The sequence below is a fragment of the Nonomuraea sp. NPDC003707 genome, assembly GCF_053587055.1.
Genome location: NZ_JBSFNK010000023.1, coordinates 167999 through 193866, shown reverse-complemented (window position 1 = coordinate 193866; position 25868 = coordinate 167999). Strand labels below are relative to the sequence as shown.

At 71.8% G+C, this 25868-nt stretch carries 27 protein-coding genes; 17 read left to right on the top strand and 10 right to left on the bottom strand.

The genetic code is table 11. The features are described 5' to 3' along the window. Positions 1–91: 91 nt before the first annotated feature. The 3 genes from ACWDRB_RS43480 to ACWDRB_RS43470 are packed head-to-tail and all read right to left on the bottom strand — an operon-like array spanning position 92 to position 2975. Positions 92–889 carry an ABC transporter ATP-binding protein gene (locus tag ACWDRB_RS43480; RefSeq protein WP_449904195.1) on the bottom strand — a complete coding sequence of 266 codons (798 nt, stop codon included), beginning with the start codon at positions 887–889 and terminating at the stop codon, positions 92–94. Then, a complete protein-coding gene (locus ACWDRB_RS43475) occupies positions 889–1896 on the bottom strand; it encodes a FecCD family ABC transporter permease (RefSeq protein ID WP_397371429.1) in 1008 nt (335 codons plus the stop codon). The genes ACWDRB_RS43480 and ACWDRB_RS43475 overlap by 1 nt, the downstream gene beginning before the upstream one ends. Next, the gene (locus ACWDRB_RS43470; protein ID WP_449904192.1) at positions 1893–2975 is read right to left on the bottom strand and encodes a FecCD family ABC transporter permease; all 1083 of its coding nucleotides are present in this window, start codon (positions 2973–2975) and stop codon (positions 1893–1895) included. The genes ACWDRB_RS43475 and ACWDRB_RS43470 overlap by 4 nt, the downstream gene beginning before the upstream one ends. 85 nt (positions 2976–3060) lie before the next feature. Between ACWDRB_RS43470 and ACWDRB_RS43465 the strand changes: the two genes are divergently transcribed. After that, entirely contained in the window at positions 3061–4074 is a 1014-nt protein-coding gene (locus ACWDRB_RS43465) for an ABC transporter substrate-binding protein (protein WP_449904189.1), read from the top strand. Here the strand turns inward: ACWDRB_RS43465 and ACWDRB_RS43460 are convergent. Both ACWDRB_RS43460 and ACWDRB_RS43455 read right to left on the bottom strand, forming a co-directional pair. Then, positions 4058–6475, bottom strand: a complete 2418-nt coding sequence (locus ACWDRB_RS43460) for a helicase-associated domain-containing protein (protein WP_449904187.1) — start codon at positions 6473–6475, stop codon at positions 4058–4060. The two genes, ACWDRB_RS43465 and ACWDRB_RS43460, sit on opposite strands and share 17 nt — an antisense overlap. An 80-nt stretch (positions 6476–6555) precedes the next feature. Further along, positions 6556–7050: an ATP-binding protein gene (locus ACWDRB_RS43455; protein ID WP_350741568.1), complete on the bottom strand. Its 495-nt coding sequence runs from the start codon at positions 7048–7050 to the stop codon at positions 6556–6558. A 377-nt stretch (positions 7051–7427) separates the two neighbouring features. Here ACWDRB_RS43455 and ACWDRB_RS43450 point away from each other — a divergent pair, with 377 nt between their 5' ends. The 6 genes from ACWDRB_RS43450 to ACWDRB_RS43425 all read left to right on the top strand — a co-directional run bounded on the left by ACWDRB_RS43450 (position 7428) and on the right by ACWDRB_RS43425 (position 10799). Then, positions 7428–8249, top strand: a complete 822-nt coding sequence (locus ACWDRB_RS43450) for a helix-turn-helix domain-containing protein (protein ID WP_350741585.1) — start codon at positions 7428–7430, stop codon at positions 8247–8249. Beyond that, positions 8250–8486, top strand: a complete 237-nt coding sequence (locus tag ACWDRB_RS43445) for a DUF397 domain-containing protein (RefSeq protein WP_185072716.1) — start codon at positions 8250–8252, stop codon at positions 8484–8486. 88 nt (positions 8487–8574) lie between these two features. Further along, complete coding sequence (locus ACWDRB_RS43440) at positions 8575–8832, top strand: 3'-5' exonuclease family protein (RefSeq protein WP_350741570.1); 258 nt, start codon at positions 8575–8577, stop codon at positions 8830–8832. Between the two features lie 43 nt (positions 8833–8875). After that, positions 8876–9634 carry a hypothetical protein gene (locus ACWDRB_RS43435; protein WP_350741572.1) on the top strand — a complete coding sequence of 253 codons (759 nt, stop codon included), beginning with the start codon at positions 8876–8878 and terminating at the stop codon, positions 9632–9634. A gap of 20 nt (positions 9635–9654) precedes the next feature. Beyond that, a complete protein-coding gene (locus ACWDRB_RS43430; RefSeq protein ID WP_449904181.1) occupies positions 9655–10536 on the top strand; it encodes a maleylpyruvate isomerase family mycothiol-dependent enzyme in 882 nt (293 codons plus the stop codon). Beyond that, positions 10536–10799, top strand: coding sequence for a sigma factor (locus tag ACWDRB_RS43425; RefSeq protein WP_350741576.1), 264 nt, complete (start codon positions 10536–10538; stop codon positions 10797–10799). The genes ACWDRB_RS43430 and ACWDRB_RS43425 overlap by 1 nt, the downstream gene beginning before the upstream one ends. Positions 10800–10803: 4 nt before the next feature. Here ACWDRB_RS43425 and ACWDRB_RS43420 read toward each other — a convergent pair whose 3' ends face one another. From ACWDRB_RS43420 to ACWDRB_RS43410, 3 genes are all read right to left on the bottom strand, one after another. Beyond that, complete coding sequence (locus ACWDRB_RS43420; protein WP_449904179.1) at positions 10804–11388, bottom strand: histidine phosphatase family protein; 585 nt, start codon at positions 11386–11388, stop codon at positions 10804–10806. 38 nt (positions 11389–11426) lie between these two features. Beyond that, the gene (locus ACWDRB_RS43415; RefSeq protein WP_449904176.1) at positions 11427–12335 is read right to left on the bottom strand and encodes a TIGR03621 family F420-dependent LLM class oxidoreductase; all 909 of its coding nucleotides are present in this window, start codon (positions 12333–12335) and stop codon (positions 11427–11429) included. Between the two features lie 64 nt (positions 12336–12399). After that, positions 12400–13044, bottom strand: coding sequence for a hypothetical protein (locus ACWDRB_RS43410; protein WP_449904173.1), 645 nt, complete (start codon positions 13042–13044; stop codon positions 12400–12402). Between the two features lie 96 nt (positions 13045–13140). Between ACWDRB_RS43410 and ACWDRB_RS43405 the strand changes: the two genes are divergently transcribed. The 10 genes from ACWDRB_RS43405 to ACWDRB_RS43360 all read left to right on the top strand — a co-directional run bounded on the left by ACWDRB_RS43405 (position 13141) and on the right by ACWDRB_RS43360 (position 22123). Beyond that, a complete protein-coding gene (locus ACWDRB_RS43405) occupies positions 13141–13923 on the top strand; it encodes a phytanoyl-CoA dioxygenase family protein (RefSeq protein WP_449904171.1) in 783 nt (260 codons plus the stop codon). Then, a complete protein-coding gene (locus tag ACWDRB_RS43400; protein WP_449904170.1) occupies positions 13916–14872 on the top strand; it encodes a phosphotriesterase family protein in 957 nt (318 codons plus the stop codon). Before ACWDRB_RS43405 ends, ACWDRB_RS43400 begins: the two co-directional genes overlap by 8 nt. Then, on the top strand, positions 14869–16071 hold the full coding sequence (locus ACWDRB_RS43395; protein WP_449904167.1) for a cytochrome P450: 1203 nt from the start codon (positions 14869–14871) through the stop codon (positions 16069–16071). The genes ACWDRB_RS43400 and ACWDRB_RS43395 overlap by 4 nt, the downstream gene beginning before the upstream one ends. Next, positions 16068–16895, top strand: coding sequence for an SDR family NAD(P)-dependent oxidoreductase (locus tag ACWDRB_RS43390; protein ID WP_449904164.1), 828 nt, complete (start codon positions 16068–16070; stop codon positions 16893–16895). The genes ACWDRB_RS43395 and ACWDRB_RS43390 overlap by 4 nt, the downstream gene beginning before the upstream one ends. 107 nt (positions 16896–17002) lie before the next feature. Further along, on the top strand, positions 17003–17860 hold the full coding sequence (locus ACWDRB_RS43385) for a Gfo/Idh/MocA family protein (protein WP_449904161.1): 858 nt from the start codon (positions 17003–17005) through the stop codon (positions 17858–17860). Positions 17861–18058: 198 nt separating this feature from the next. Continuing rightward, complete coding sequence (locus ACWDRB_RS43380; RefSeq protein ID WP_449904158.1) at positions 18059–19033, top strand: ABC transporter substrate-binding protein; 975 nt, start codon at positions 18059–18061, stop codon at positions 19031–19033. 2 nt (positions 19034–19035) lie between these two features. Further along, entirely contained in the window at positions 19036–20070 is a 1035-nt protein-coding gene (locus ACWDRB_RS43375; RefSeq protein WP_355206361.1) for a FecCD family ABC transporter permease, read from the top strand. Next, on the top strand, positions 20067–20840 hold the full coding sequence (locus tag ACWDRB_RS43370) for an ABC transporter ATP-binding protein (RefSeq protein ID WP_449904155.1): 774 nt from the start codon (positions 20067–20069) through the stop codon (positions 20838–20840). The genes ACWDRB_RS43375 and ACWDRB_RS43370 overlap by 4 nt, the downstream gene beginning before the upstream one ends. Then, a complete protein-coding gene (locus tag ACWDRB_RS43365) occupies positions 20837–21475 on the top strand; it encodes an adenosylcobinamide amidohydrolase (protein ID WP_449904153.1) in 639 nt (212 codons plus the stop codon). The genes ACWDRB_RS43370 and ACWDRB_RS43365 overlap by 4 nt, the downstream gene beginning before the upstream one ends. A gap of 63 nt (positions 21476–21538) precedes the next feature. Further along, a complete protein-coding gene (locus tag ACWDRB_RS43360; protein WP_449904150.1) occupies positions 21539–22123 on the top strand; it encodes a Uma2 family endonuclease in 585 nt (194 codons plus the stop codon). Here ACWDRB_RS43360 and ACWDRB_RS43355 read toward each other — a convergent pair. Both ACWDRB_RS43355 and ACWDRB_RS43350 read right to left on the bottom strand, forming a co-directional pair. Further along, complete coding sequence (locus tag ACWDRB_RS43355; RefSeq protein ID WP_449904147.1) at positions 22066–23766, bottom strand: hydantoinase B/oxoprolinase family protein; 1701 nt, start codon at positions 23764–23766, stop codon at positions 22066–22068. The genes ACWDRB_RS43360 and ACWDRB_RS43355 overlap by 58 nt on opposite strands. Continuing rightward, positions 23751–25793, bottom strand: a complete 2043-nt coding sequence (locus tag ACWDRB_RS43350; RefSeq protein WP_449904144.1) for a hydantoinase/oxoprolinase family protein — start codon at positions 25791–25793, stop codon at positions 23751–23753. The genes ACWDRB_RS43355 and ACWDRB_RS43350 overlap by 16 nt, the downstream gene beginning before the upstream one ends. Between the last annotated feature and the right edge of the window lie 75 nt (positions 25794–25868).

Here is a 25868-nt window from a genome sequence, read left to right as displayed (position 1 = left end):
GGACTCACGATGGTCCAGCGGAAGGAAGTGCTCACTCACCAGCGGCTACCAGGCACCGAGTCTGCCTGATCAACCGACCCGGTAGCTTCCATTAGGCGGAGGTGGAGATGCGGCGGCGGGATTCGGGGACGATGAGCGGGGTGCCGGACTGCGGGTCCGCGATGATCTCGCAGCGCAGGTCGAACACCTGGCGCACCAGCTCAGGCGTGACGATCTCCGTCGGATCCCCCTCCGCGACGATCTCGCCGGCTCGCATGACGATCAGGTGGGTCGCGTACCGGCAGGCCTGGTTCAGGTCGTGCAGGACGGCCACCATGGTGCGTCCGGCCTCGTGCAGGTCGGCGCAGAGGTCCAGCACCTCGATCTGGTGGGAGATGTCCAGGAACGTGGTCGGCTCGTCCAGCAGCAGGATCGGCGTCTCCTGGGCCAGCGCCATGGCCAGCCACACCCGCTGCCGCTGCCCGCCCGACAGCTCGTCCACGATCCGGTCGGCCAGCTCCGCCACGTCGGTGGCGCGCATGGCCTCGGACACGGCCGCCTCGTCGGCGCGCGACCACTGCCGCATGAGCCGCTGGTGCGGGTAGCGGCCGCGGGCCACCAGGTCGGCCACGGTGATCCCGTCGGGCACGACCGAGCTCTGCGGGAGCAGGCCGAGCCGCCGCGCCACCTCCTTCGACGGCAGCGACGTGATCACGCTCCCGTCCAGGTGGACGGTGCCGGACTTCGGCTTGAGCATCCGGGCCAGGGCGCGCAGCAGGGTGGACTTGCCGCAGGCGTTCGGGCCGATGATCACGGTGAAGGACTCGTCGGGGATCGCCACGCTCAGGTCGGCCGCCACGACGCGCTGGTCGTAGGCGAGCGTGAGATCGGTGCCTGACAAACGGGCCATCAGTGGCGGTCCTTTCGCAGGAGCAATGCGAGGTACGTGCCGCCGATGGCGGCGGTCAGCACGCCGACGGGCAGCTGGGTGGGGGCGAGGACGCGCTGGGCGGCCAGGTCGGCGACGGTCAGCAGGACGGCGCCCATGAGCGCCGAGGCCCCCATCGTCACCCCGGCCGAACGCGTGAGCCGCCGGGCGAGCTGCGGCGCGGCGAGCGCGACGAAGACGACGGGCCCCGCGGCGGCCGTGGCCACCCCGGACAGCAGCACGCCGGCCGTGATGGCCACCGCGCGCACGACCTCCACCCGGATCCCCATGGCCTTGGCGGCGTCGTCGCCCATCTCGATCATCCGCATCGGGCGCGCCACGAACGCGCACACCGGCAGCAGCACGGCCAGCGCCAGCGCCACGGGGATCGCGTGGTCCCACCCGCGCCCGCTCAGGCTGCCGGTCAGCCAGGCGCCCGCGGTGGCCGCGTCGTTGATGTTCGCCCTGGTCAGCAGGTACGAGTTGACCGCCAGCAGCAGCGCGTTCGCCCCGATGCCGACCAGGACCAGCCGGTAGCCCTGCACGCCGCCGCGGAAGGCCAGCGCGTACACGAGCACGGCCGTGAGCACGCACCCGGCCAGCGCGCCACCGGCGATCGCCATCGCCGAGCCGCCCGCCACGACGGCGACGATGCCGCCCGTCGAGGCGCCGGCGGTGAAGCCGATGAAGTCGGGGCTGCCCAGGGGGTTCCTGGTGAGGCTCTGGAAGATCGCGCCGCTCACCCCGAACGCGGCGCCGACCAGCAGCCCGGTCACCACGCGAGGGGCGCGCAGCTTGTTGACGATCAGCTCGGCGACCGGCGTTCCCTGACCGAAGAGCGCGGAGACGATGTCGGGCACGGGCACCGTGAACTCGCCCGTCGAGATGGCCGCCACGGTCACCGCGCAGGCGACCACGACGAGGATCGCGCCGACGAGCAGGGCGCGGGGCGCGAGCCGTACGGACCAGGGGCCGACGCGGACGGTCACAGCGCCGCCACCCGCCTGCGCCGGGCCAGCATGATGAAGATCGGCGCGCCGATCACCGCCCACACGATCCCCACCTGCACCTCTCCGGGCCGGGCGATGACCCGGCCCACCACGTCGGCCGCCAGCAGCAGCACCGGCGCGGCCAGCGCGGAGTAGGGGAGCACCCACCGCTGGTCGGGCCCCACCAGCGCGCGCACGGCGTGCGGCACGATGAGCCCCACGAACCACAGCGGCCCCGCGGCGGCGGTGGCCGCGCCGCACAGCAGCGTGACGGCCACCCCGGTGAGGATCCTGGTACGGTTCACGGCCACGCCGAGCGCCCTGCCCGCGTCGTCGCCGAGGGCGAGCAGGTTGAGCGGCCTGGCCAGCAGCAGCCCCAGCACCAGCCCGGCCACCATGAACGGCGCCAGCCGCACCAGCGTGTCGGCCGTCTGCCCGGCCAGCGACCCGGTCAGCCAGAACCGCATCCGGTCGAACGTCTGCGCGTCCATGCGCAGGATGGCCGAGGCCACCGCCGTGCACACCATGCCGAAGGCCACGCCGGCGAGCGCGAGGCGTACCGGGCTGGAGCCCGAGCGGCCCGCGGAGGCCAGGGCGTAGACGACGGCGGAGGCCAGCGCGGCGCCGCCGAACGCGAACCAGACGTAGACCGCCGGATCGGACAGCCCGAACAGGCCGAGCGCCAGCGTCACGCCGAGCGCGGCCCCCTCGTTGATGCCCAGCAGGCCGGGGTCGGCCAGCGGGTTGCGGGTCAGGCTCTGCATGAGCGCCCCCGCCAGGCCGAGCGTTGCGCCGACGCCGAGGCCCAGCAGCGTACGCGGGACGCGCAACTCGCGGATGACCGTGTGGTCGTTGGAGCCGTTCGGGGTGAGGAAGGCGTCGATCACCGTCGAGAACGGCACGGACCGCGCCCCCAGTGCCACGCTCGCCATCGCCACGAGCGCCAGCACGCCCACCGTGACGACGAGCCCGGTGACGAGCACGAAGGCCCTTGCGGCGGGAGCGGGGCGGCCGGTGGCGGGTGGATCGCCCGTCGTGGCCCCACAGCGCGGCGGGGCCGTGTCTTCAGCCGGGCGCACCCGACCCCCTCTCGTAGCGGTCAAACTTAGGCAAGGCTAATCTAAACGCCCAGTAATCAGGCAAGCCTAACCTTAGGAGATGTACATGTCGGGACCGGTTCTGCCTCGCAGGGGTTTTCTGGCGTCCGCCGCGGGCCTCGCGGCAGCCCTGACACTGGCGGCGTGCGGCGGCGAGACGGCGGCCCCCGGCGGGTCAGCCGTTCCCACCGCCTCGTCCTCCACCGCACAGAGCTGGACGTTCACCGACGACCGCGGCAAGAAGGCCGAGCAGCCCAAGACCCCGTCCAGGATCGTCGCCCAGGTCGGCGCCGCCGCCGCCCTGTGGGACTTCGGCGTGCGCCCCGTCGCCGTGTTCGGCCCGCACAAGCTCAAGGACGGCTCCAGGGATCCGCAGGTCGGCAACGTCGACATCACCAAGGTCCAGGGCCTGGGCAACGTGTGGGACGAGTTCAACGTCGAGCAGTACATCGCCCTCCAGCCCGACCTCCTGGTCAGCAGCATGTACATCAAGGGCACCCTCTGGTACGTGCCCGAGAAGTCGAAGGACACCATCGAGCAGGTCGCCCCGACCGCGGGCATCATGCTGACCGGCCGCAGCGCCACCCAGGTGATCGGCAAGTACGAGGAGCTGGCCAGGTCACTCGGCGCCGACATGCAGGGCGTGCCCGAGGCCAAGGCCCGCATGGAGGCCGCCACCAAGGAGCTCGCGCAGTTCAAGAACCTCAAGATCCTCATGATGTCCGGCGGCCCTGACGCGATGTGGGTGGTCAACCCGCCGGAGTACCCGGACATCGTGCACCTGATGGACGCGGGCCTCGACGTCGTCAAGCCCGCGAAGGTGGACGAGGGCGGCTTCTTCCAGACGCTGAGCTGGGAGAACGCCGACGAGTACGACGCCGACGTGATCCTCTACGACACCCGCACCCAGTCGCTCAAGCCCGAGGAGATGATGAAGAAGCCCACCTTCGCCAAGCTCCCCGCGGTCAAGGCCGGCCAGCTCTACCCGTGGAACGCCGAGGCGCCCTACAGCTACCAGGGCTACGCGGCCTTCCTCGAGGGGCTGGTGGCCAACCTGAAGAAGGCTAAAGAGCTCCCCTGACCTCGACGATCTCGGCGAGGGGGAACTCGAGGTAGTCGCCCGCCTCCTCGCACCACGCGTCCAGCGCGCCGCCCTTGAGCTCGCCGTGGCTGATCGTGGCGGTCAGCCCGTCGGTGAGCGTGATGCCGGCGCGCACGCCCCGGTCGACCACGAACCCGAGCAGCGACTGCTGGGCCGTCGGCAGCCTGGTGGCCATCCTGCCGATGATCGCCCACGTGCGGCCGTTCCTGTCGTCCGCGGTCCGGCCGGCGGTGACCAGGCGGCGGGCATGCTCGTACGGGTCGGGCGTCGGCTCGGCGAGCATGTAGGGCACCTCCAGCTCCGCGAGGCCGGGGAACTCCGACAATTCGGCCACCTGGCCGCCCGGCAGCAGGATCAGCTTGCCGTTCGGCGGCTCCTCCGGCCTGGCGCGGTGGATGGTGATCTGGCCGGTGTCGGCGACGGGCACGGGGGAGTAGCCGACCTCGCGCAGCGCGGCCAGCGTGCGGTCGGCGGGCGCGGCGCTCACCAGCACCGTGGGCGCGAGCAGCCGCAGGCCCAGCCGGCCGAGCCGCCGGTGCGCGGCGATCTCGGCCAGCAGCGCGGGGTCGCCGGCCTGGACGACGCATCCGACGGTGGTGACGGTGACCTCGCCGTGCCTGCGCGCGGTGTCGCGTACGAGGTATTCGAGCGGCTGCGGGATCGTGCCGACCCCGGCCAGCTCGTCGAGCAGGGCGTCGGCGTCGTAGCCGTGGTCGAGCGCCCGGCGCACGCTCTCGGTCGTGAACCGCCACACCGAGGCCGCGCCCCGCGACTCGCGGTCGGCGGCCCGGTCGAGCAGCGCCGCCAGCTCCGCCGACGGCGGCCCGGTCACGACCGCGGTCAGGTCGGGGCCGAACAGCGCGCTCCTGCGCACGCTGGCCAGCGCCCTGGTGGCCGCCTCGGCCAGCACGGGGTCGTGCTCGACCATGGGCACGGCGTCGTCGTTCTCGTCGCCCGGCCCGGCGATGAGCCCGGCCATCGCCCGGCCGAGGTCGGTGACCGCGTTGTTGGCCAGCAGGCCCAGCAGCGTGGCCTCGTCGAGCACGGCGGGCGCGCAGGCCAGCAGCAGCTCCAGGTCGAGCAGCGGCGCGTGCCAGTGGACGTTGGCCACGAGGCTGTCACGGTCGGCGAACGCCGTGCCCGCGGGCAGGCCGGACAGTACCGGCAGCACGGCCCTGCGGATCCTGGCGACCGCGCTGCCCGAGGGGTCGTCGCCGAGCACGGTGCCGTACTTGCCGTCGACCTTGCGCAGCGACGAGCGCTCCATGCGCCACCAGGCCGCCAGCAGGACCCGCAGCCGCGCCGAGCCCTCGTCGAGCCGCCACCGGTCGAAGCGCTCGGTGGGGATCATGCCGCCCGACTGCTCGTCCCAGGCCAGCAGCCTGGCCACCGCGCAGACCTCCAGGAGCAGCCGCGTCTCGTCCTCGTCGCAGCCGGTCTCCTTGGCCACCCTGCGCACCTCGCGCACGCCCACGCCGCCGGTCTTGAGCAGGGGCAGCGGCGTCTTGGCGGTGTTGTCGAGCAGGGCCGCGCACCGCTCGACCACGTGCGGCGCGGCCAGCGTCATCAGGTGGTCGACCTCCTCGGGGTCGACCGGGATCGTGGCCACCTCGGGAGCCTCGGGCCGGAAGGCCGGGTGGTAGCCGGGGCCGCGCAGGCAGATCGCCACCTCGCGGGGGATCTCCGCGACGTGCCAGCTCGGGCGGAAGAGCAGGCCGTGGTCGGCGCACCACTTCTCCGGCGTGCCGGGGGTGACGAACCGGCCGCCGTCGACGTTGAGCGCCGGGCCCTGCCAGGCGACCCGGTCGAGCAGCGGGATCGTGCCGTCGGGGGCGCCGCGCAGCAACGCGTCGAGGCGTTCGCGGTCGGCGAGCGCCTCGGTGACGCGGGTGATGACGCGGCGCTTGTGGCCGTGGGAGGACAGGCCGAGGTTGCGGGCCAGCGCGTGCAGCGCGTCGTTGCCGATCGACCAGGAGTTGAGGTAGTGGTCCAGCGGCTCGCCCAGGCTGAGCGGGGCGGACCACCAGCGGGCGACGCCCTCCGCGAGATGGATGACGCCGTCCTCGCCCGGCCAGGCCAGCGCGTGGTCGTACAGGTGCTCCAGCCAGGGGGTCACCTCGTCGACCGGCGCGTCCACGAAGCCGGCCAGCCGCTCGGCCGTGGGGCGGGTCATGGCCAGGGCGGCCTCGGCGAGCTGCAGACAGGGCAGCGGCAGGGCCCGCAGGGTCTCCATCACGGCGAAGCCGTTGCTCAGCCGCTGGGCCAGGGTGTCGAGCCGCCGCGGCCAGGGAGCGGCGATGGAGTCGGGCCGGTTGGCCAGGACGCGGCCCAGCCTGTCTTCGTTCAGTTTTCGCAGCCAGCCGAGCAGGTGATCTTCCATCTGTGAGCAACTCTCATGGGGTCGCACGCGGGGACTCACCGTGAGCCATGAGCATCCACGGTAATGCAGATCACCCCCGGTCAGGAGAGGACTGCCCAGACGATCTTCCCGTGAGGTGCAAGTGCGGACCAGCCCCAGCGGAGGCTGAGTGATTCGACGATGTGGAGTCCGAGGCCGCCGGTGTCAAGGGGGCCAGGGTATCGCAGCACCGGCACCGATGAGCCTGGATCGGTGAATGCGCCGGTCACGAGGGGTCCCCGGCGGACGAGGGACATGTGGACGGGGCGCCGGCAGTGGGGCTCGTCCAGATGCAGGCCGTGGCGCAGCGCGTTGGTGGCGAGCTCGGAGACCACCAGCTCCATGTTCTCGGTCAGCTCGGCGAGCCCCCATCCCGACAACGTGCCGGTGGTGAAGCTGCGGGCCGAGTGAACCGAGGCGGGGCTGGGCGGGAGCACGAACGTGGCGCTCGCGGACGGGCCGGGGACCAGCAGATCGCGGGCCGCCTCCGGCCACCAGCCGACCGGAGGCCACCAATCGAACGTGGTCCACTGGCCGGGCGCCGTGGTGGATTGCACGTGATCATTCTGCGACAAACTCTCGTGCAGGTGCAAGAGCGAATGCACGTGCAGACAACCTGTGCACGCGCTACCGTTGCCCTCAAATGGTCAATATGGGGGAAAGGGGATCTTGTCCGCGGCCCATGATCTTTCGGCCGTGAAGTGACAGACTGTACGTGCATACCCCGCAACATGCGGTGGGCCGCCGACCGCAGCTCACCGTAAGTGCAGACTCCGCTACTTATGGCGATCCGCTGGGTGCGGCCCACCATAAGTGCATACTCCGCTACTTGCGGTGGACCGCCGAACGCGGCCCACCGCGTCGCAAGGAAACGAACAAGGAGCAGCACGTGTCCATTGATCCGCCCGGTTCTGCTTCGACCGTTCGGCGCATCATGCTGGGGGCGAGTCTCAGGCGCCTGCGTGAGGCCAGCGGGCTCGACCGCGGACAGGCCGGATTCCACATCCGGGCGTCCGAGTCCAAGATCAGCCGGATGGAGCTCGGGCGGGTCGGTTTCAAGACACGTGACGTGGAAGACCTGCTCACCCTGTACGGCGTCGTCGACGATGCCGAGCGCCGTGCCCTGCTGGAGATGGTTCGCGAGGCCAACACCCCCGGGTGGTGGCACAAGTACTCGGCCGAGCTGCCTTCGTGGTTCACCACTTACGTGGGCCTGGAGGAGGCCGCCGAGATGATCCGCACCTACGAGGTGCAGTTCGTGCCCGGTTTGTTGCAGACTGCCTCGTATGCGCGATCGGTATTCCAGCTTGGCAACCCCGGTCTGAGTCCGGACAAAATCGAACGCCGCGTGCATATGCGCATGCAGCGTCAGGAGCGCTTCACCCAGAAGGACGGACCCCGCCTGTGGGCCGTCATCGACGAGGCAGCGCTCAAGAGGACCATCGGCGGGCGGGAGGTCATGGCGGAGCAGCTCCAGCATCTGCTGGAAGTGGCTGCCCTTCCCAACATCACCATTCAGGTGATGCCCTTCAGGTTCGGCAAGCACGCCGCTGAAGGGGGCGCGTTCAGCATCTTGCGGTTTCCCGAGTCCGACTTGTCGGACGTTGTCTACGTCGAGCAGCTATGGGGTGCCCTGTACCTGGACAAACGCGAGGACATCGACCCGTACCTCACGGCCATGGAGCAGTTGTGCGTGGAGAGCACCACGCCAGGGGGCACCGTCGAGCTCATCGGCGGTCTTCTCAGAAAGATGTAGATGAACCAGACCTACAACGGCATGCCCGCGGCGAACCTGACGCAGGTCGCCTGGCGCAAGAGCCGCTACAGCAACTCGCAGGGCAACTGCGTGGAGCTCGCCGAGCTTCCTGACGGGGGGATCGCGGTCCGCAACTCGCGCTTCCCCGACGGCCCTGCCCTCATCTATACCCGCGACGAGATCCGGGCCCTGGTGCTCGGGGTTAAGGACGGAGAGTTCGACGGCCTGCTCGTTTAACAGCCTTGTAACCTCCGGCGCGCCCGCTTAACGGGGGCGCGCCGGAGGCTTAACAGCCCGGCCTTCTGTTGCCGCGAGGATCAGGGTCATGCTCGACCAGATGACCCTGTATCCGATCGCCGACGACGTGCTGTTCGCACCCGGCGGCAAGGTCGTGATCCGTACGTATGGAGTGGCGCCCGCCACCACGGGGGCCTCCGTCTCTTACCGGACCTGGGTGACCGGCATCCGCGACCAGCCGCGGTACTGGCACTGGGGCCACTTCGAGGACGCCGCCTCCGGGCACCGCAGGGTCCTGGAGTGGCTCACAGGACGGGGGCCGCAACCTTCCCAAGCGCTGACCTGATCGCTATCCTCGTGCCAAGCAACCGCTTGGTAGAGGAGGCGTGGTGCGGCGCGCGATCCACCTGATCGAGGAGGTCGACTTCCGGCCGATGAACTCCAGGCGGCCCCTGGAGTACCTCACCTGGCTGACCCGATACAAGCGCGAGGACGAGAGCCGTGCCGCGCCCTCGCTCACCTCCGGCATGTCCATCAGGTCCCGCGAGATCGACCTGGTGGGCGCCTTCTACGCCGTCGGCATCACCGGCCATCCGCAGTTCAAGGCCGTCACGCTGTGGGACTGCCACGGCGGGTGGGACGGCGGCTGGCGGCAGATGATGGAGATCTACCAGGGCGTCGACGAGCGACTCTTCCTGTCCGACATCGACGACCTGCGCTTCTCCGCCTTCTCCCGGCCCCTCGGCGCCGTGCCGGGCTGCCCGCCGCTGTCCGAGGCGCCCGCCGCCGAGCTCTACCTCTTCGAGAGCGCCCGGGTCCGCCCGGGGGCCGCGCTCGACTACCTGCACGCCGTGCGCACCGAGCGGGCGCCGCTGCTCGCCGAGCACGGCCACACCCTGGTCGGGCTGTACGAGGTGCTGTTCTGCGACACCGAGGCCGTCACCGTCTGGGCCGTCTCCCTCGACGACCACCTGGCCACCCAGCGCGCCCGCGACGCCGCCCTGGGCCTCGACGACGAGGTCGCGCCCGATTCCCGGCTTCTGGACTGGAGCAAACGGGCTCGCGACTATCTGGAAGGCCCCTGGCGTGAGACGCTTTTGGCACCGTTCCCCGGTTGCCGCCTGGCGCCGGAGGTCCCGCCGGGTTAGCGTCGGCTGCGGAGGTGGCCATGACGGACTCGTACCTCTCCAACGGGCAGAGCCCCGACGAGCACGTCGCCGCGTGCCCCGACTGTCGCGCCGCCATCGCGCTGCTCGACCATCCCGACCCGGCGGCGGAGCCGCCGCCCACGCTGCGCGAGGCGGTGCTGTCCAAGGCGCGCCGCCGCCGCAGCCCGGCCGTGCTGGGCGTGTCGTCCGTGGTGGTCCCGTACGCGGAGCAGGTCGCGCTCATGGACGACCTGCTCGGCGAGCTGAGCGGGCCCCAGTGGGAGGCCCCGATCGCCGGGCACGGCACGGTCCGGGGGCTGATGGAACACCTGGCGGCCAACGACGCGACCGTGGCCCGGTTCATGGGCGTGCGCGGCATGAGCGGCCTGCCCGTGCACCGGCGCTGGCGCGAGCAGGCCGGCAACCTGCTCGAACGGGTCTCCGCCGGCAGCGAGGTGCTGCTCGGCGTCGAGGTCGCGCTGGCGGGAGCCAGGCCGGCCCGCGCGCCGCTGCGCCAGGCTTTGATCCAGCGCACGTTCGAGACGTGGACGCACGCCGACGACATCAGGGCCGCCACTGACCGCTCCCAGGAGCCGCCGCGTCCCGAGCACGTGCACATGATCGCCGAGTTCGGGCTGGCGCTGCTGCCGCGGGCGATGCGGGAGCCGCGCCGTGACGTCTCGGCCACCGTCGTGCTGACCGGGCCGGGCGGCGGCACCTGGACGATCCCGCTGTCGCCCACCTCCGACCACGTCGCCGTGCTGCTGTCGGCCGGCGCGGTGGACTTCTGCCGGCTGCTGGCCAACCGCCGGCCGCCCGACTCCTTCCCGTACGCCGCCGAGGGCGACTCCGCCCTCGCCCGCGACATGATCAGCGCCGCCGCCACGTTGGGGTGCGATTGATGAGCGACATGGAGCTGTGCACGAGGCTGACCGCCGGTGACCTCGACGCGCTGGCCGACGCCTACGACCAGCACGGATCGTACGTGTACGGGGTCGCGGTCAGGGTCACCGGCAGCCAGGCGCACGCCGAGGAGATCACCCAGAACGTGTTCACGGCCCTGTGGGAGCAGCCGCTCTCCTACGACCCCGCGCTGGGGTCGCTGCGCGGCTGGCTGGTCAGCCGAGCCCTGCACGAGTCGGCCGTGCGCTCGAAGGTCGGCTGACCCGTCAGCTGATCGGGGCGTTCCAGGTCAGGAGCACGGGCTCGGCGTGCTCGAAGCCGAGCCGCGAGTACGTGCCCGTGTCCAGCTTCAGCAGCCTGCCCTCCTCGGGCCCGAGGCCCAGCCAGCGGGCGGCCAGCACGCGCAGGAAGTGCCCGTGCGCCACCAGCGCCACCCGCCCCCCGGCCTTCCTGGCTTGCTCGATCACCCGGTCGGCGCGGGCGGCGACCTGCTCGGCGCTCTCCCCGGGGTGCTCGGCGTCGCCGGGGATCACGCCGTCCCGCCATAGGTACCAGCCGGGGTGGCTCTCGCGGATCTCCGGCGTGGTGATCCCCTCGTAGCCGCCGTAGTCCCACTCCCACAGGTCCGGGTTCACCTCGTAATCGGTCAGGCCGGCCAGCTCCGCCGTACGCCGTGCGCGCTGGGCGGGGGAGACCAGCACCAGGTCGAACGACTGCCCCTTGATCAGCGGCGCCAACGCCCTGGCCTGGTCCTCGCCGTGCTCCGTCAAAGGCAGGTCCGTACGTCCGGTGTGCTGACCCGCCTTGCTCCATTCGGTCTCACCGTGCCGGAGCAGCAGCATCTCTTCCATGGAGTCCATCATCCGGTATGCCCGATTCCGGCCCGGCGTCAGGTGGCGAGCTCCTCGACGACGGGGGCGAAGGCGTCCAGGTCACGCTCATGATGCACCACGAAATACGAAATATCGTGCTCATCCCGCCAATAGCGGAGCTTGTCGATGATGTCGGCGCGGGTCCCGAGCAGGACCTGCGGCGTCTCGCCGAGCGATGAGCTGTCGGCCGCGCTCCATGACTCCTCCGCCTTCCGCTCACCCACCTGCACCACGCTCGTCCCCAGCTCCAGCGCGTCGTACCGCTCGCCCGCGGCCTCGCGCACGATCTCGATCTTCCTCAGGAACGCCGCCGGCCCGCCGTCCCGGTCGTCGGGCCCGCTCCCGTCCGGCCGGACCCGCATCCCGAGGTTCACGACGTCCGCCTCTTCGGCCGCCAGCCGCAGCATGCGCGGCCCGCCCCCGCCGAGCGCGATCGGCGGGCGCGGCCTCCGTACGGGCTTGGGCTGCTGATCAAGGCCGTCGATGCGGTAGTGCTTGCCCTGGAAGCTGAACGGCCCGTCCCCCCAGAGCCCCTTGAGCACGGCCACGGCCTCCCGCAGCCGCTCCACCCGCACCCCCGGCGGCTCCAGCGTCAGCCCGGCCCCGTCGTAGTCGCGCGCCATCCACCCGGTCCCGATCCCGACCTCCAGTCGCCCGCCGGACAGCAGGTCGAGCGTGGCCGCCTCCTTGGCCAGCACGGCCGGATGCCGGAAGTCGTTGGCGAACACCAGCGTGCCGACCCGCAGCCGGGTGGTGGCGCAGGCGGCCGCCGTCAGCGCGGCGATGGGGGCGAACCTGGGGCCGACGAGATGGTCGGGCACGAGGAGCACGTCGTACCCCTGCGCTTCGAGCCGTCGCGCCTTCTCCGCCCACGCCGCGCCCGACCCGGCCTCCCGCACCACCGCTCCGAACCTGAACCGCCGCACGATGCCTCCCATCGCCTTGAGCAAGCGCTTGGGCGACACTGTACGCGCCGACCGGCCATGCGGGTCAGTGGGAGGGGAGGGCGAGGGCGATGCCCGTGGTGGCGGCGGTGAAGACGAGCCAGGCCACGCCGCCCACCGCGCCCGGGAGCCCGGCGATCCAGGCGACCGGGATGAGGAACGGCGCCACGATCATGGCGATGGCCGCCCACTTCGGCGCGGCACCGCGGAGTGCGGCGACCCCCAGCAGCACGAACCCGAGCAGGCTCAGGAAGAACGTGAACCCGAGGATCGACGTCGGCATCCCCTCGCTCAGCTCCGTGACGAGCCGGTTCGTGGTGGGCACGTCGAGCCCGGCCTTGGCGGCCGCGTAGATGGTGTCGTCGGAGGTCAGGCCGAAGGGCAGGGCCATGGCGAAGGCGAGGATCATGCCCACCAGCCCCAGCACGGGCCGGCCCGACCGGGCCACCTTGCTCACCGCGAAGATCGCGGGGATGAGGGTGACGGCGCCGAGGGCGGCGACCCAGCTCCAGAGCGCGTACGCGCCGAGGTCGGCGACGATGGCGCGGATGTACGGCTCGCCCTCGGCCGTGGCGTCGAACGGGCCGAGCAGGAGCGACACGGCGACGGTGAGCGGTGAGATCGCGGCGCAGGCGATCATCGCGCTCCGGGTGAAACCGGCGGTGGAGGAGGTTGTCTCAACTGTGGTCATGCCCCGAGGGTGAGCCCGCGGGGCGGGGCGTGCATGAGTAGGGGCTACTCAAATCGCGGGTTTACCAAGCGCTTGCTTAGGTGCCAGACTGGGGGCATGGAGATCCCGGTGCGCCAGGTGACGGACGACGAGGCGGCGTTCTTCGGCGAGCACGGCTGGGTGCGGCTCGGCCGGCTGATCGACCCGGGCACCGTCGAGGCCCTGCGTGAACGCGCCACCGGCTTGCTGAACGGCCGGTCCAGGAGCCACGAGACGCTGGTCGACGAGGCGTTCGGGCAGTCGAGGGACATCGCGGCGAGCGACGAGATGTTCGGCGCGCTGACGTCGAGTCCCGAGATGGGGCGCAACGCCGTACGGCTGCTGCGCGGCGTCCGGGCCGTGCGCGTTCAGGTCACCAACCTCCTGGTCAAGGAGGCGGGGGAGCACGGCGCGACCGAGTTCCACCAGGACTTCCCCTGGATGCCGATGGACCGCTCGGCCATGCTGACCGTGTGGCTGGCCCTCGCCGACGTGCCCGCCGACATGGGGTCGTTGCGCTTCTACGACCGTTCGCACCGGTACGGGCTGCTCGGCCGGAGCTTCACCCGCCCGGGGGACGACCAGCTCACCCAGCACCCGTGGCTCAAGGAGCTGGAGCTGTCGCCGCCGCTCGACCTCAAGGCGGGCGACGCCACCGTGCACCACGCCCTGACCGTGCACGGCGCGCCCGCGAACCGCCGCGACAGCCCGCGCCTGTCGTTCACCGTCACGTACTTCGACGCCGACGCCCTCTACACCGGCCTGCCCTACCGGCAGACCGACGGGCTCGGGCTCGAGGTCAACCGGCCGTTCGAGCACGAGAGGTTCCCCGTCGTGAGCCTCGGAGGCCGGGATGGCTGAGACCGTACGGGGGCCGGTGGCGGAGCTCGGGGCGACGCTCATGCACGAGCACGTCTTCGGGCTGAGCCCCGAGATCCTGTGGAGCTGGCCGGACATCCCCGAGGGCTGGGACCTCGAGACGCGGGCGCGCGAGGCGGCGGGCAAGCTCGACGCGCTCAAGGCCGAGGGCATCGACACGATCGTGGACCTGACCGTGGTGGGGCTCGGCAGGTACATCCCCGCCGTCCAGCGCGTGGCCGAGCTGACCGGCGTGAACATCGTGGCCGCCACCGGCCTGTACACCTACGACGCCCTGCCGCCGTACTTCGCCAACCGGGGCCCGGGGTCGCTGTTCGGAGGGCCGGACCGGCTGGCCGAGTTCTTCGTACGGGACATCGTCGAGGGGATCGGCCGGACCGGCGTCAAGGCGGCCATGCTCAAGTGCGCCTCCGACCACCTGGGGATGACCAAGGGCTGCGAGCGGGTGTTCCGGGCGGTCGCGCAGGCGCACCTGGAGACCGGCACGCCGATCACCACGCACTCCCACAGCGCCTCCAGGGGCGGCCTCGAACAGCAGCGCCTCCTGGGCGAGTTCGGCGTGGACCTGGGCAAGGTGGTCATCGGGCACGCCGGGGACTCCACGGACGTGGCCTACCTGGAAGAGCTGATCGCCAACGGCTCCTACCTCGGCATGGACCGCTTCGGCATCGAGACGATCAGCCCGTTCGAGGACCGCGTGGAGATCGTGGCGAAGCTATGCGAGCGCGGACACGCCGGAAAAATGGTCTTAAGTCACGACTCGTACTGCTTCAACGACCGCTTCGACGCCGACGTCGTACGGCGGCGCCACCCCAACTACCACCTTCTCCACGTCCCCCGCGACGTCGTTCCCGAGCTCCGCAAGAGGGGCGTCACGGACGACCAGGTCCACCAGATGCTCGTCGACAACCCGCGGAGGATCTTCGCATGACCGGTGACATCGAGGACTTCGACGTCAGCGCGGACTGGCACGTCGCCGCCCCGTACGACTTCCTCCGCGGGCTGCGCCGGGAGCGGCCGGTCTTCCGCAGCGAGCACCTCGGCGCGTACGTCCTGACCCGCTACCCCGACGTGCGCGCGGCCTACGGCGACCCGCGGCGCTTCTCCTCCAAGGGCTCGCTCACGATCTCCCGCAGCCTCACCCGCGAGACCAGGGAGAAGCTGGGCGAGCACGGCTCGTTCCTGTCCAGCTTCGTGGCGAACGTGGACCCGCCCGACCACACCCGCCTGCGCCGGTCGGTGTCGAAGGCGTTCACGCCGCGCGCCGTGGCGGCCATGGAGCAGGAGTTCCGGCGGCTTAACGAGGACCTGCTCGACCGCCTGGAGCCACGCAAGAGCGCCGACTTCGTCGGCGAGATCGGCCACGAGCCGTCGATCAAGCTGACCGCCCGCTTCATCGGCGTGCCCGAGGCCGACGAGGCGTTCGTACAGGCGCACGTCAAGGACTGGTTCCAGCTCTTCCTGTCGCCGCAGCCGCCGGAGCGCCAGCTCGAACTCGCCGGCAGCTTCCTGACCTATCTCGACTACGTGGACCGCCTGGTCGCCTCCCGGGCCAAGGACCCGCGGGACGACTTCACGTCCCTGATGACCTCCCTGATCGGCGCGGAGCTGACCCATCGCGAGGTCGTCGAGCTGATCTCCACGATCCTGCTGGGCGGCAACGACACCGTCCCCAACCAGCTCGGCAACACCGTCCTGCGCCTGCTGCGGGAGGGCGCCTGGCCGGTGCCGCCCGGCCTGGTCGCGAACGCCGCCGAGGAGTGCATGCGCATCGACGGCGCGTCGCTGGGCTCGTTCCGCTACGCCGTGACCGACATCCCCCTGCACGGCGTGACGATCCCGGCCGGCGCCCTCGTCCTGCTCTCCACCGACTCCGCCGCCCACGACGAGAGCGTCTTCCCCGAGCCGGAACGCTTCCTGATCGACCGGCCGAACGCCGCCGAGCACATGGTCTTCGGCTACGGCATCCACTTCTGCGTCGGAGCCGCGCTCGGCCGCCTGCAGCTGCGCACCGCGCTCGACGTGCTCGGCCGCCGCCTGCCCGGCCTGCGGCTCGTCCCCGGCGAGCCGGTCGCCCACCGCAGGTCGATCGTCGGCCGCGGCCTGACGTCACTGGCGGTGGAGTGGTGAGCGGCCGCCCCTCGGGCCGGTTCGACGGGCGGGTCGCGATGGTGACGGGCGCGGGCTCGGGCATCGGCGCGGCCTGCGCGGCGCGCCTGGCCGCCGAGGGCGCCTGCGTCGGCGTCCTGGACCTGCGCGCGGCCGGGGCGAAGTCCACCGCGGCCGCCATCCGCGCCCACGGCGGCACGGCCATGGCCCTGACCTGCGACGTCTCCGACGAGAAGCAGGTGGAGGAGGCGGTCGCGGCCCTGGTGACGTCGTTCGGCCGGGTGGACGTCCTGCACTCCAACGCCGCCGCGCTCCACGCCGCCGTCTACGGCCGCGACCGGGATCTGGACTCGCTCGACGTCGGGGTCTGGGACCGCACGATGGAGGTCAATCTGCGCGGCGCCATGCTCATGGTCAAGCACACGGTGCCCGCCATGCCGGACGGCGGCGCCATCGTCCTCATGTCGTCGGTGTCCGCCCTGGTCGGGGACGAGGTCCACGCCGCGTACGGGGCCTCGAAGGCGGCCCTGATCGGCTTCACCCGTTACGTGGCCACGATGTACGGCTCCCGCGGCGTCCGCTGCAACGCCGTCGCCCCCGCCCTCGTCCTCACCCAGGCCGCCCAGCGGGCCCTGAGCCAGGGGCAGCTCGCCGACAAGGCCGCCGAACGCCTCCTGCCGTGGCCGTGCACCCCCGACGACGTCGCGGACCTGGTGTGCTTCCTCGCCTCCGACGAGGCCCGCTGCATCACCGGTCAGACCCTGACCATCGACTCCGGCACCCTGGCCCACCGCCCGCAGCACGCCGTCCAGCGCTGGCGCGATCTGAACGACGGGCCCCACTGACGCCGATGGGCGGGCGCCGCGCGGGGCACCCGCCCATCGAGCCACCGGCCGTCATTCCGGTGGTGTGGGAAGATCCTCCCCATACGTGCGGTAACAGGGGAGGTCTCATGGAGCCGGTGGCGGTCGGGCTGATCGGAGCGGGCCCGTGGGCCGAGATGGCGCACGCGCCGATGCTGTCCAAGGGGCCGCACACGCGGCTGGCCGGGGTGTGGGCCCGCCGTCCAGAGGCCGCCGCCCGGCTCGGAGCACCGGTGTTCGAGCGCGTCGAGGAGCTGTTCGACGCCTGCGAGGCCGTGGCGTTCTGCGTGCCGCCCGCCGTACAGGCCGAGCTCGGCGTCCGCGCCGCCCGCGCGGGCAAGGCGCTGCTGCTGGAGAAGCCGCTCGCGGACACGCTGGACGGCGCGCGGCGCCTGGCCGAGGCCGTCGCGGAGGCGGGCGTCGCCTCCCAGCTGGTGCTCACCCTGCGGTACGCCCCCCAGGCCCGCGCCTTCCTGGCCCGGTGCCGCGAGATCCAGCCGTTCGGCGGCCACGCCGCGAACATCTCCGGCACCCTCCTCGGCGACCACCCCTTCGCCACCCCCTGGCGGCTGGAGCGCGGCGTGCTGCTCGACGTCGGCCCGCACGTGATCGACCTGCTGGGCGCCGCGCTCGGCCCGGTGACCGGCGTGCGCGCGCACGGCAACTCGCTCGGCTGGACCGGCCTGCTGCTCGAGCACGAGGGCGGCGCGGTCTCCGAGGCGTCGCTGTGCATGGCCGCGGTCGGCGACCTGCCGCCCGCGACGTTCGCCGTGTACGGCCGCACCGGCAGCGCCGTGCTCCCGCACTTCGACGACGACCCCCTGGACACCATCGCCGAGGAGTTCGCCGGAACCGTGCGGAACGGCGGCGGCCACTCGCTCGACGCCGCCCACGGGCTCAGGCTCCAGGAGATCATCGCCGAGGCGGAGTCCCAACTGGCCCCTTGACGCCGCGGGCATCCGGAGGATTGATAGCGTTTGTCCGATGCGCAGGGTCGCAGCGAAGTCCGGTGCGAGTCCGGCGCTGTCCCGCAACTGTCATAGCCAGGTCGCCTGCCTCTGCGCTGACGTCATCAACCCTCGTGGAAAAGGGTGATCCGTCGCTCAAACGCGGGTCTCTCGGTTCCGACAGTGAAAGGACTACTCGTGAGGCCCCGACGTACGGCCCTCGCGGGCGCGCTGCTGGGAACGCTGATCCTGGCCGGATGCGGCCAGACCGGCACCACAGCCACCCCGTCCGCCGCCCCCAGCGCTTCCTCCGCCTCCGCCCCCGCCTCCGCGCCTGACTCCGGGGCGGGCTTCCCCGTCACCGTCGAGGCGGGCAACGGCAAGGTCACCCTCGCCAAGAAGCCCGAGCGGATCGTCTCCCTCTCGGCCACCCACACCGAGACGCTCTTCGCCATCGGCGCGGGCCCCCAGGTCGTCGCCGTGGACGACCAATCGAACTACCCGGCCGAGGCCCCCAAGACCGACCTGTCCGGCTTCAAGCCGAACGTCGAGGCCATCGTCGCCCAGAAGCCCGACCTGGTCATCGTCTCCAACGACATCGACCAGATCGTCGCCGAGCTGGGCAAGGTGAACGTGCCCGTCCTGCTCGAACCGGCCGCCACCAAGCTCGACGAGGCGTACGAGGAGATCGCCGAGATCGGCGCGGCCACCGGCAACCAGGCCAAGGCCGACGAGGTCGTCTCCGGCATGAAGACGGCCATGGACAAGCTGGCCGCCGAGGCGCCCAAGGACAAGAAGCTCACGTACTACCACGAGCTCGACCAGACGCCGTACGCGGCGACGTCCCAGACGTTCATCGGCCAGGTCTACGGCCTGTTCGGCCTCACCAACATCGCGGACAAGGCGCCCGACCAGGCGGGCGGCTATCCGAAGCTGTCGGCCGAGTTCGTGGCCCAGGCGGACCCCGACATGATCTTCCTCGGTGACGTCAAGTGCTGCCAGCAGAGCAAGGACACCCTGGCCAAGCGGCCGGGCTGGAAGGGCCTGTCGGCCATCAAGAACGACCAGGTGATCCAGCTCGACGACGACCTGGCCTCCCGCTGGGGGCCGCGCGTCGTCCAGCTCGCCGAGTCCATCGGCGCCGCGGTCGCCAAGGCCGGGACCAAGAGCTGACCATGGCGGCGCAGGCCGGCCCGTCGAGGGCCAGACCACTCTGGATCGCGTGCGCCCTGGGCGTGCTGGCCGTCTGCATGATCGCCGGGCTGCTGGACGGGGCGGCCGACATCTCGCCCTGGCAGGTGGTGCTCCAGGCCGTTGACTGGCTGCCGTTCGTGCACGTGGACTCCGGGCTCGCGCCGGTCGAGCAGGGGCTGCTGTTCGAGCTTCGGCTGCCGCGGGTGCTGGTGGCGGCGGTGGTCGGGGGGTTGCTGGCCATGGCGGGGGCGGGGTACCAGGGCGTGTTCCGCAACCCGCTCGCCGACCCGTACCTGCTGGGCGCCGCGGCCGGGGCCGGACTGGCGACGACCGTGGCCATCGTGCTGCTGCCGGAGTCGGGCGCGAGCATCCCCGTCGCGGCCTTCCTCGGGGCCGTCGGCGGGGTGTTCCTGGCGTACACGCTCGGCAACACCGCCGGACGCTCCGGCGGCACCGCGACGCTGGTGCTGGCCGGGGTGGCGGTCACCTCGTTCCTGACCGCGATCCAGACGTTCATCCAGCAGTTCAAGGTCGAGGAGCTGCAGCGCGTCTACTCGTGGATCCTCGGCGACGTCGGCGGCGGGTGGGACCAGTTCTGGCTGGTGCTGCCGTACGCCGCCGTCTCGGCCGTGCTGCTCCTGCTGCACGGGCGGATGCTGGACGTGCTGTCCGTGGGCGACGAGGAGGCCACCAGCCTCGGCGTGCGGGCGGCCAGGGTGCGCCTCACCGTGTTGCTGGCCGCCTCCCTGGCCACCGCGGCGGCCGTGGCGGTGAGCGGGCTGATCGGGTTCGTGGGCATCGTCATCCCGCACATCGTGCGGCGGCTGGCGGGCGGCTCGTACCGGATCGTGCTGCCGCTGTCGCTGATCGGCGGCGGGGCGTTCCTGGTGCTGGCCGACCTCATCGCGCGTACGGTGATCGCGCCCGCCGAGCTGCCGATCGGAGTGGTGACCATGTTCGTGGGGGCGCCGTTCTTCGTCGGCGTCCTGCGCATGACCAGGCGGACGGCGACGTGATCAGCACCCAGGCGCTGTCGGTACGGCTCGGCGACCGCGAGGTCGTGTCCGACGTCTCGCTCCAGGTGCGCCGCGGCGAGTGGCTGGCGATCATCGGGCCCAACGGGGCGGGCAAGTCCACCCTGCTCAAGGCCGTCATGGGTCTCGTCGCGCACCGGGGCGAGGTCACGCTGGACTCCCGCCCGGCGGCCCGGCTCAAGCCCCGCGAACGTGCCCGCCTGCTGGCCTACGCCCCCCAGACCCCCGCCCTGCCGCCCGACATGACGGTCTTCGACTACGCGCTGCTCGGGCGCACCCCGTACATCCCCTACCTGGGCAGGGAGAGCGCGCACGACCGGGAGGTCACCGCCGGCGTGCTCGAACGGCTCGACCTGACCGCGCTCGCCATGCGGCGCGCGGGGGAGCTGTCCGGCGGCGAGCGCCAGCGCGTGGTGCTGGCCAGGGCCCTCGCCCAGGAGGCGCCCGTCCTGCTGCTGGACGAGCCCACGACGGCCCTCGACCTCGGGCACCAGCAGCAGGTGCTGGAGCTGGTGGACCGGCTGCGGCGGGCGGACGGCCTGACCGTCGTCACCACCCTGCACGACCTGACCGTCGCCGGCCTCTACGCCGACTCCCTGCTCCTGCTGGCCGACGGGCGCGCGGTGGCCTCCGGCAAGCCCGCCCAGGTGCTCACCGAGCCGTTGGTGGGACGGCACTTCGACGCCCATGTCAAGATCGAGCCGGGGCCGGACGGCCGGCCCGTCGTGCACCTCGTCAGGGGAGGGCCATGAAGCTCACATACCGGGTGGAGGACGGGGCGCGGCTGGGAGCGCTGCTGTGGGAGTTCGGGCCGGGCTGGCGGATGATCTCCTCCGCGCTGCTCGGCGGCGGGATCGGCCCGCGCGAGTGGGTGCTGAACGCGCAGGTGGTGGCCGGGTATTCACGGATGGACCCGGTCGACCACCTGCTGTCGTTAGGCCCGGAGGGGGACGGCGTCGGCATGCTGACCGCCGCCTCCGTCGACCGCTGCGTCCAGGCCTCGGACGGCGGCGTGGAGGCGTACGCGACCGTCGGCCTCCGCGTCCCGACCTGGGCCGCCGCCCCCGAGGGGAGCACTGACCCGGAGCTGGCGCCGATGCGGGTGGGGACCATCAACATCGTGACCGTGCTGGCGGTGGCCATGACGGACGCGGCCCTGGTCAATGCGGTGATGACGGTCACGGAGGCGAAGTCCCAGGCGCTGATCGAGGCGGGCTTCCCGTGCACGGGCACGGCCTCGGACGCGGTCTGCGTGGCCGCGCCGGCGGAGGGGCCCGCGGAGCTGTTCGGCGGTCCCCGCTCGGAGTGGGGCGCCCGCGCGGCCCGCGCCGTCCACGCAGCGGTCCGCCATGGCGCCGAAGCGTGGCGACCTCGTGACTTCACGTGACGGAATTTGGGCAAGTAGCATGTGGGCAAGGGCGAGCTTCCCGATACTGGGTGGGTGACCGCAATGGCGACGATCGAACCGGCGGGGCGCACGGCTTTTCCCAGTGCGCCGTTCACTGTCGACGACCTGCTCGAGTTCCCCGACGACGGGAATCGTTACGAGCTCTTCAACGGGAGCCTTGTAGTGAGCCCTGCCCCCATGCCCCTGCATCAGCGTGTCATCAACCGGCTGACGCGGATCCTCGAAGATGCAGCGCCTCCAGGACTGGAGGCTTTGTCATATGTGAACGTCAGCCCAGGCCCCAAGGATCTCTACATCCCCGACATTGTCGTCGTGCCCGAGTCGGCGACCGAGTCGGTGGGGCTCAAGTTCGCCCCCAGCAACCTGCTGCTGGTCGGGGAGGTGGTCAGCCCGAGCACTGGGATGTACGACAGGACGCTCAAGGCGGCGGCATACGCAGCGGCGGGCATTCCTCTCTATTGGCGCGTTGAACCTGACGGGCCAACACTCTACGTCTACGAACTCGAGGGTGACTCCTACAAAGAGCCTGTCGCCTACAAGGCAGGGGCCATGGTGACGCTGTCATCGCCCTATGCCGTCAGCTTCGATCCCGCCGACTTGGTCGGTCGCCGGGTCTCGAAGCCGTAGTCCTCGGCCGCCCTCCGTGGCGTGACGCGGCCCGCTTCCAGGTCGGCCTGGATCGCCTCGGGGTCGCGTTCGGTCGGTGGGCCGAGGCCGGCGCCGCCCGTCGTCTCCACGATGAACGCCTCCCCGGCCGCGAACCGCACATTGTTGACCTTGGACGCCAGCCGTTCCACCGTCCCGTCCAGGTGGCGCCTGAAGAAGCCGCCGAGCCGCCCCGGCTGCCCGCCGGCACGGCCAGGGGGCGGGAGGCGGAGGCGGTCGCCGCGGGTCGTGACGTGGCAGTCGGCCAGGAAACGGTAGACCGTGCGCGAGCCCAGCCCGCCGCGGAAGCGGCCGGGGCCGCCCGAGTCCGGGATGGTCTCGACGGACTCGACGATCAGCGGGCAGCGGCTCTCCACCGGCTCCGCCTGCGGCACCGAGTTGCGGCCGATGCCGAAGTGCACGCCCGTGGCGTCCGGGCCGTCCAGGCCGCGGCGGGCGCCCACGCCGCCGAAGTCGTAGGAGAGGTGGATCCAGTACGGCGCCCCGACGGCGGCGATCGAGAACGGCTGCAGGATCCCGCTGGGGGCGATGGCACGCTCGGGGACGGCGTCGGACATGGCCTGGAAGACGGCTTCCATGGCGGCGTAGATCGGGACGTACCGGCCGCCGCACGGGTAGGGGGAGCGGGCGTTGAGCAGGGAGCCCTCGGGGAGGCGTACGTCGATGGCGCGCAGGCAGCCGTCGTTCATGGGGATCGTGGGGTCGAGGAAGCAGCGGACGGCGAAGACGGCGGCGGCGAGGGACTGCGAGGCCGAGGCGTTGATCGCGGCGGGGACCTGCGGGCCGGTGCCCGCGAAGTCCAGCACGGCTCGTTCGTCGCCGAGGGTGACGGCGACCCGGATTTCATGCGATTTTTCGGGATTTATGCCGTCATCGTCGATCGGGTACGCCGCCTCGAACCGGCCCTTCGGCAGCTCGGCCAGCGCCGCGCGGGTCCTGGCCTCGGTGTAGTCCAGGTAGTCGTCGACGCCCGCGCTCAGGCCCTCCGCGCCGTACTCGCCGACCAGGGTCTCCAGCCGGGCGGCGGCCACCGCCGTCCCGGCCACCAGAGCCCGCACGTCGCCCATGACCTTGCCGGGGGTACGGCTGTTGGCCCGCAGGATGGCCTCCACGGTCGGATCCAGGCCCCCCTCGGTGGCCAGGCGCACCGGCGGGAGCTGGAGGCCCTCCAGGAAGATGTCGGTCGCCAGCGGGGCCATGCCGCCCGCCGAGAGGCCGCCCAGGTCGGAGACGTGGATCATGGTGGCGGTGAAGTAGGCCGGGGTCCGGCCGACGAAGACCGGGCGGTAGACGAGCAGGTCGTTGGTGTGCACGCCGCCCCGGTAGGCGTCGTTGAGCACGTACACGTCGCCTGGGCTCATCCGGTCCGCGGGGATGTCCTTGAGGAGCTCGGGGAGCGCCACCTTGAGCGCCATGCTGTTCATGAGGGTGGTGGCCATCGACTGGGCGATCAGGCGGCCCCGGGCGTCGAGGACGGCGGCCGAGGCGTCGGAGCCCTCCACGATGAACGTCGAGTACGCGGAGCGGACCACCACGATGCTGGCCTCTTCCGCCGCGACGACGAGCGCGTTCCTGAGCACCTCGGCGGTCAGGAGGTCGGGCATGTCGTGCTCCTGGTGAGGTGGACGGCGCGGGTCTCGGCGAGGGTGGCGGTCCAGCCGGGCGGGACGACGATCGTGGACTCGGCGTCCTCGATGATCGCGGGGCCGTGAAGCGGGCCGCCGGCCATGGTGTCCCTGGTGTGGACGGGGACTTCGACGTAGCCGCCGGTCTCCGGGAAGTACGCCCGCCTCCCCCGAGGCACGGCCGCCGCTGCCCCGTCGCCGGCCGTCCCGTTCCCGGCGGCCTCATTCCCGGTGGTGCCGGGGGGTGGGGAGGTGGGGGCGGTGAGGTGGATGCGGTAGCTGACCAGTTCGATCTCGCCCTGTTGCGCGATCCCGTACACCTCCTCGTACCGCGCGAAGAAGCGGGCCGCCAGCTCCTCCCGGGAAGACGTCCACTCGACGGTCAGGTCGTGGGACTGGCCCTTGAAGCGGACGTCCACCGACCGTGACACCAGCACCCCGGGGTCCGAGAGTGAGACGCCCAGGTCGGCGGCGGCGTCGGTGGCCAGGGAGGTGAAGACGGCGGAGGGGTCGGGGGCGTCCAGGCGGGACAGGACGCGGTCCGTGGAGAGGGCGCCGGTGAGGAGTCCGGCCGCCGAGGCGACGCCGCAGTGCGCGGGCACCACCACCGTCCCGATCCCGAAGCGCTCCGCGACCCGGGCCGCGTGCATGGGACCGGCGCCGCCGAAGGCGACCAGGGCGAAGCCGCGCGGGTCGATGCCGCGCTGCACCGTCACCACGTGCACCGCCGACGCCATCGAGGCGCTGACGATCTCGTGCACAGCGTACGCGGCCTCCTCCCGGGAGACCCCGAGCGGCGAGGCCAGCCGGTCGAGGGCCTTGGCGGCCAGGTCCGGGGTCAGGGGGAGCGAGGCCGAGGAGAGGTAACCGAGGACGAGGTTCGCGTCCGTGACCGTGGGTTCGGAGCCGCCCAGGCCGTAACAGGCGGGCCCGGGGGAGGAGCCCGCCGAGTGCGGGCCGACGCGGAGCGCGCCGGCCGCGTCGAGCCAGGCGACGCTGCCCCCGCCCGCCCCCACCTCCGCCAGGTCGATGGCCGGGGTCTTGATGGGCACGCCGGTGCCCGCGCGCCGGCCGCCGAAGCTGCCCTTGCCGCCGACGTGGAACTCGTTCGTGATCTCGGGTGTCCCGCCGCGTACGACGCACGCCTTGGCGGTGGTCCCGCCCATGTCGAACGAGATCACGTCCGGGAACCCGGTCCCGGCCGCCGCCAGCACCCCCGCCGCCGGGCCCGACTCGATCGTGGCCACCGCGCGCCGGGCGGCCAGCTCGGCGGAGATCACGCCGCCGCTCGACTCCATGACGTGGACGGGCGCGCGGATCCCGATCCCGGCCAGCCGCTCCCGGAGCTGCGAAAGGTACGAAGCCATCAATGGGCCGATATATGCGGACATGATGGTGGTGGTGGCGCGCTCGTACTCGCGGATCTCCGGCCAGATCTCCGACGACGTCACCACGTCCGGGATCGACTCCCGCAGGAGCTCGGCGACCTGCCGCTCATGGGCCGGGTTGGCGTACGCGTGCAGCAGGCAGACCGCCGCCGACGTGATGCCGCGGGCCATGATCGCCGCGGCGGCCCGGCGTACGGAATCGAGGTCCAGCGGCGTCAGCACCGCGCCGCGCGCCGAGACGCGTTCCACCACCTCGAAGCAGTCGCCCGCGGCCACCGGCGGAGGCGGCGGCGAGAAGCGCAGATCGTAGCGGTCCTCCTCGACCCGCGCGTAGCGCCCGAGCGGGACGGCGGCGCGAAAGCCCTGGGTGGTGACAAAAGCCACCCGGACCCCCTTGCGTTCGAGCACCGCGTTGGTGGCCAGCGTCGTCGCGTGGACGACCCGCGTGACCTGCGCGGGGTCGCGGTCGCCGAGCGCGCGCGTAACGCCGGCCACGATGCCCGCGATGGGGTCGTAGTGGGTGCTCAAACATTTGGCCACGGCAATCGCGCCGAACGTGCCTCCAAGGACCACATCGGTGAAGGTGCCACCGACATCTACGCCGATCGTGTAGCCCACCCAGGTACGTTATGCCCCCTAGCAAGCGCTTGTCTACGTGGCGGTCTATTGACTTACAGCATGCGATTGGGACCC

Coding starts and splice junctions, on each gene's coding strand:
- ACWDRB_RS43480 (WP_449904195.1), bottom strand. CDS start 889: ATGGCCCGTTTGTCAGGCACCGATCTCACGCTCGCCTACGACCAGCGC.
- ACWDRB_RS43465 (WP_449904189.1), top strand. CDS start 3,061: ATGTCGGGACCGGTTCTGCCTCGCAGGGGTTTTCTGGCGTCCGCCGCG.
- ACWDRB_RS43460 (WP_449904187.1), bottom strand. CDS start 6,475: ATGGAAGATCACCTGCTCGGCTGGCTGCGAAAACTGAACGAAGACAGG.
- ACWDRB_RS43450 (WP_350741585.1), top strand. CDS start 7,428: ATGCTGGGGGCGAGTCTCAGGCGCCTGCGTGAGGCCAGCGGGCTCGAC.
- ACWDRB_RS43445 (WP_185072716.1), top strand. CDS start 8,250: ATGAACCAGACCTACAACGGCATGCCCGCGGCGAACCTGACGCAGGTC.
- ACWDRB_RS43440 (WP_350741570.1), top strand. CDS start 8,575: ATGCTCGACCAGATGACCCTGTATCCGATCGCCGACGACGTGCTGTTC.
- ACWDRB_RS43430 (WP_449904181.1), top strand. CDS start 9,655: ATGACGGACTCGTACCTCTCCAACGGGCAGAGCCCCGACGAGCACGTC.
- ACWDRB_RS43425 (WP_350741576.1), top strand. CDS start 10,536: ATGAGCGACATGGAGCTGTGCACGAGGCTGACCGCCGGTGACCTCGAC.
- ACWDRB_RS43420 (WP_449904179.1), bottom strand. CDS start 11,388: ATGGAAGAGATGCTGCTGCTCCGGCACGGTGAGACCGAATGGAGCAAG.
- ACWDRB_RS43410 (WP_449904173.1), bottom strand. CDS start 13,044: ATGACCACAGTTGAGACAACCTCCTCCACCGCCGGTTTCACCCGGAGC.
- ACWDRB_RS43405 (WP_449904171.1), top strand. CDS start 13,141: ATGGAGATCCCGGTGCGCCAGGTGACGGACGACGAGGCGGCGTTCTTC.
- ACWDRB_RS43400 (WP_449904170.1), top strand. CDS start 13,916: ATGGCTGAGACCGTACGGGGGCCGGTGGCGGAGCTCGGGGCGACGCTC.
- ACWDRB_RS43395 (WP_449904167.1), top strand. CDS start 14,869: ATGACCGGTGACATCGAGGACTTCGACGTCAGCGCGGACTGGCACGTC.
- ACWDRB_RS43385 (WP_449904161.1), top strand. CDS start 17,003: ATGGAGCCGGTGGCGGTCGGGCTGATCGGAGCGGGCCCGTGGGCCGAG.
- ACWDRB_RS43375 (WP_355206361.1), top strand. CDS start 19,036: ATGGCGGCGCAGGCCGGCCCGTCGAGGGCCAGACCACTCTGGATCGCG.
- ACWDRB_RS43365 (WP_449904153.1), top strand. CDS start 20,837: ATGAAGCTCACATACCGGGTGGAGGACGGGGCGCGGCTGGGAGCGCTG.
- ACWDRB_RS43360 (WP_449904150.1), top strand. CDS start 21,539: ATGGCGACGATCGAACCGGCGGGGCGCACGGCTTTTCCCAGTGCGCCG.
- ACWDRB_RS43355 (WP_449904147.1), bottom strand. CDS start 23,766: ATGCCCGACCTCCTGACCGCCGAGGTGCTCAGGAACGCGCTCGTCGTC.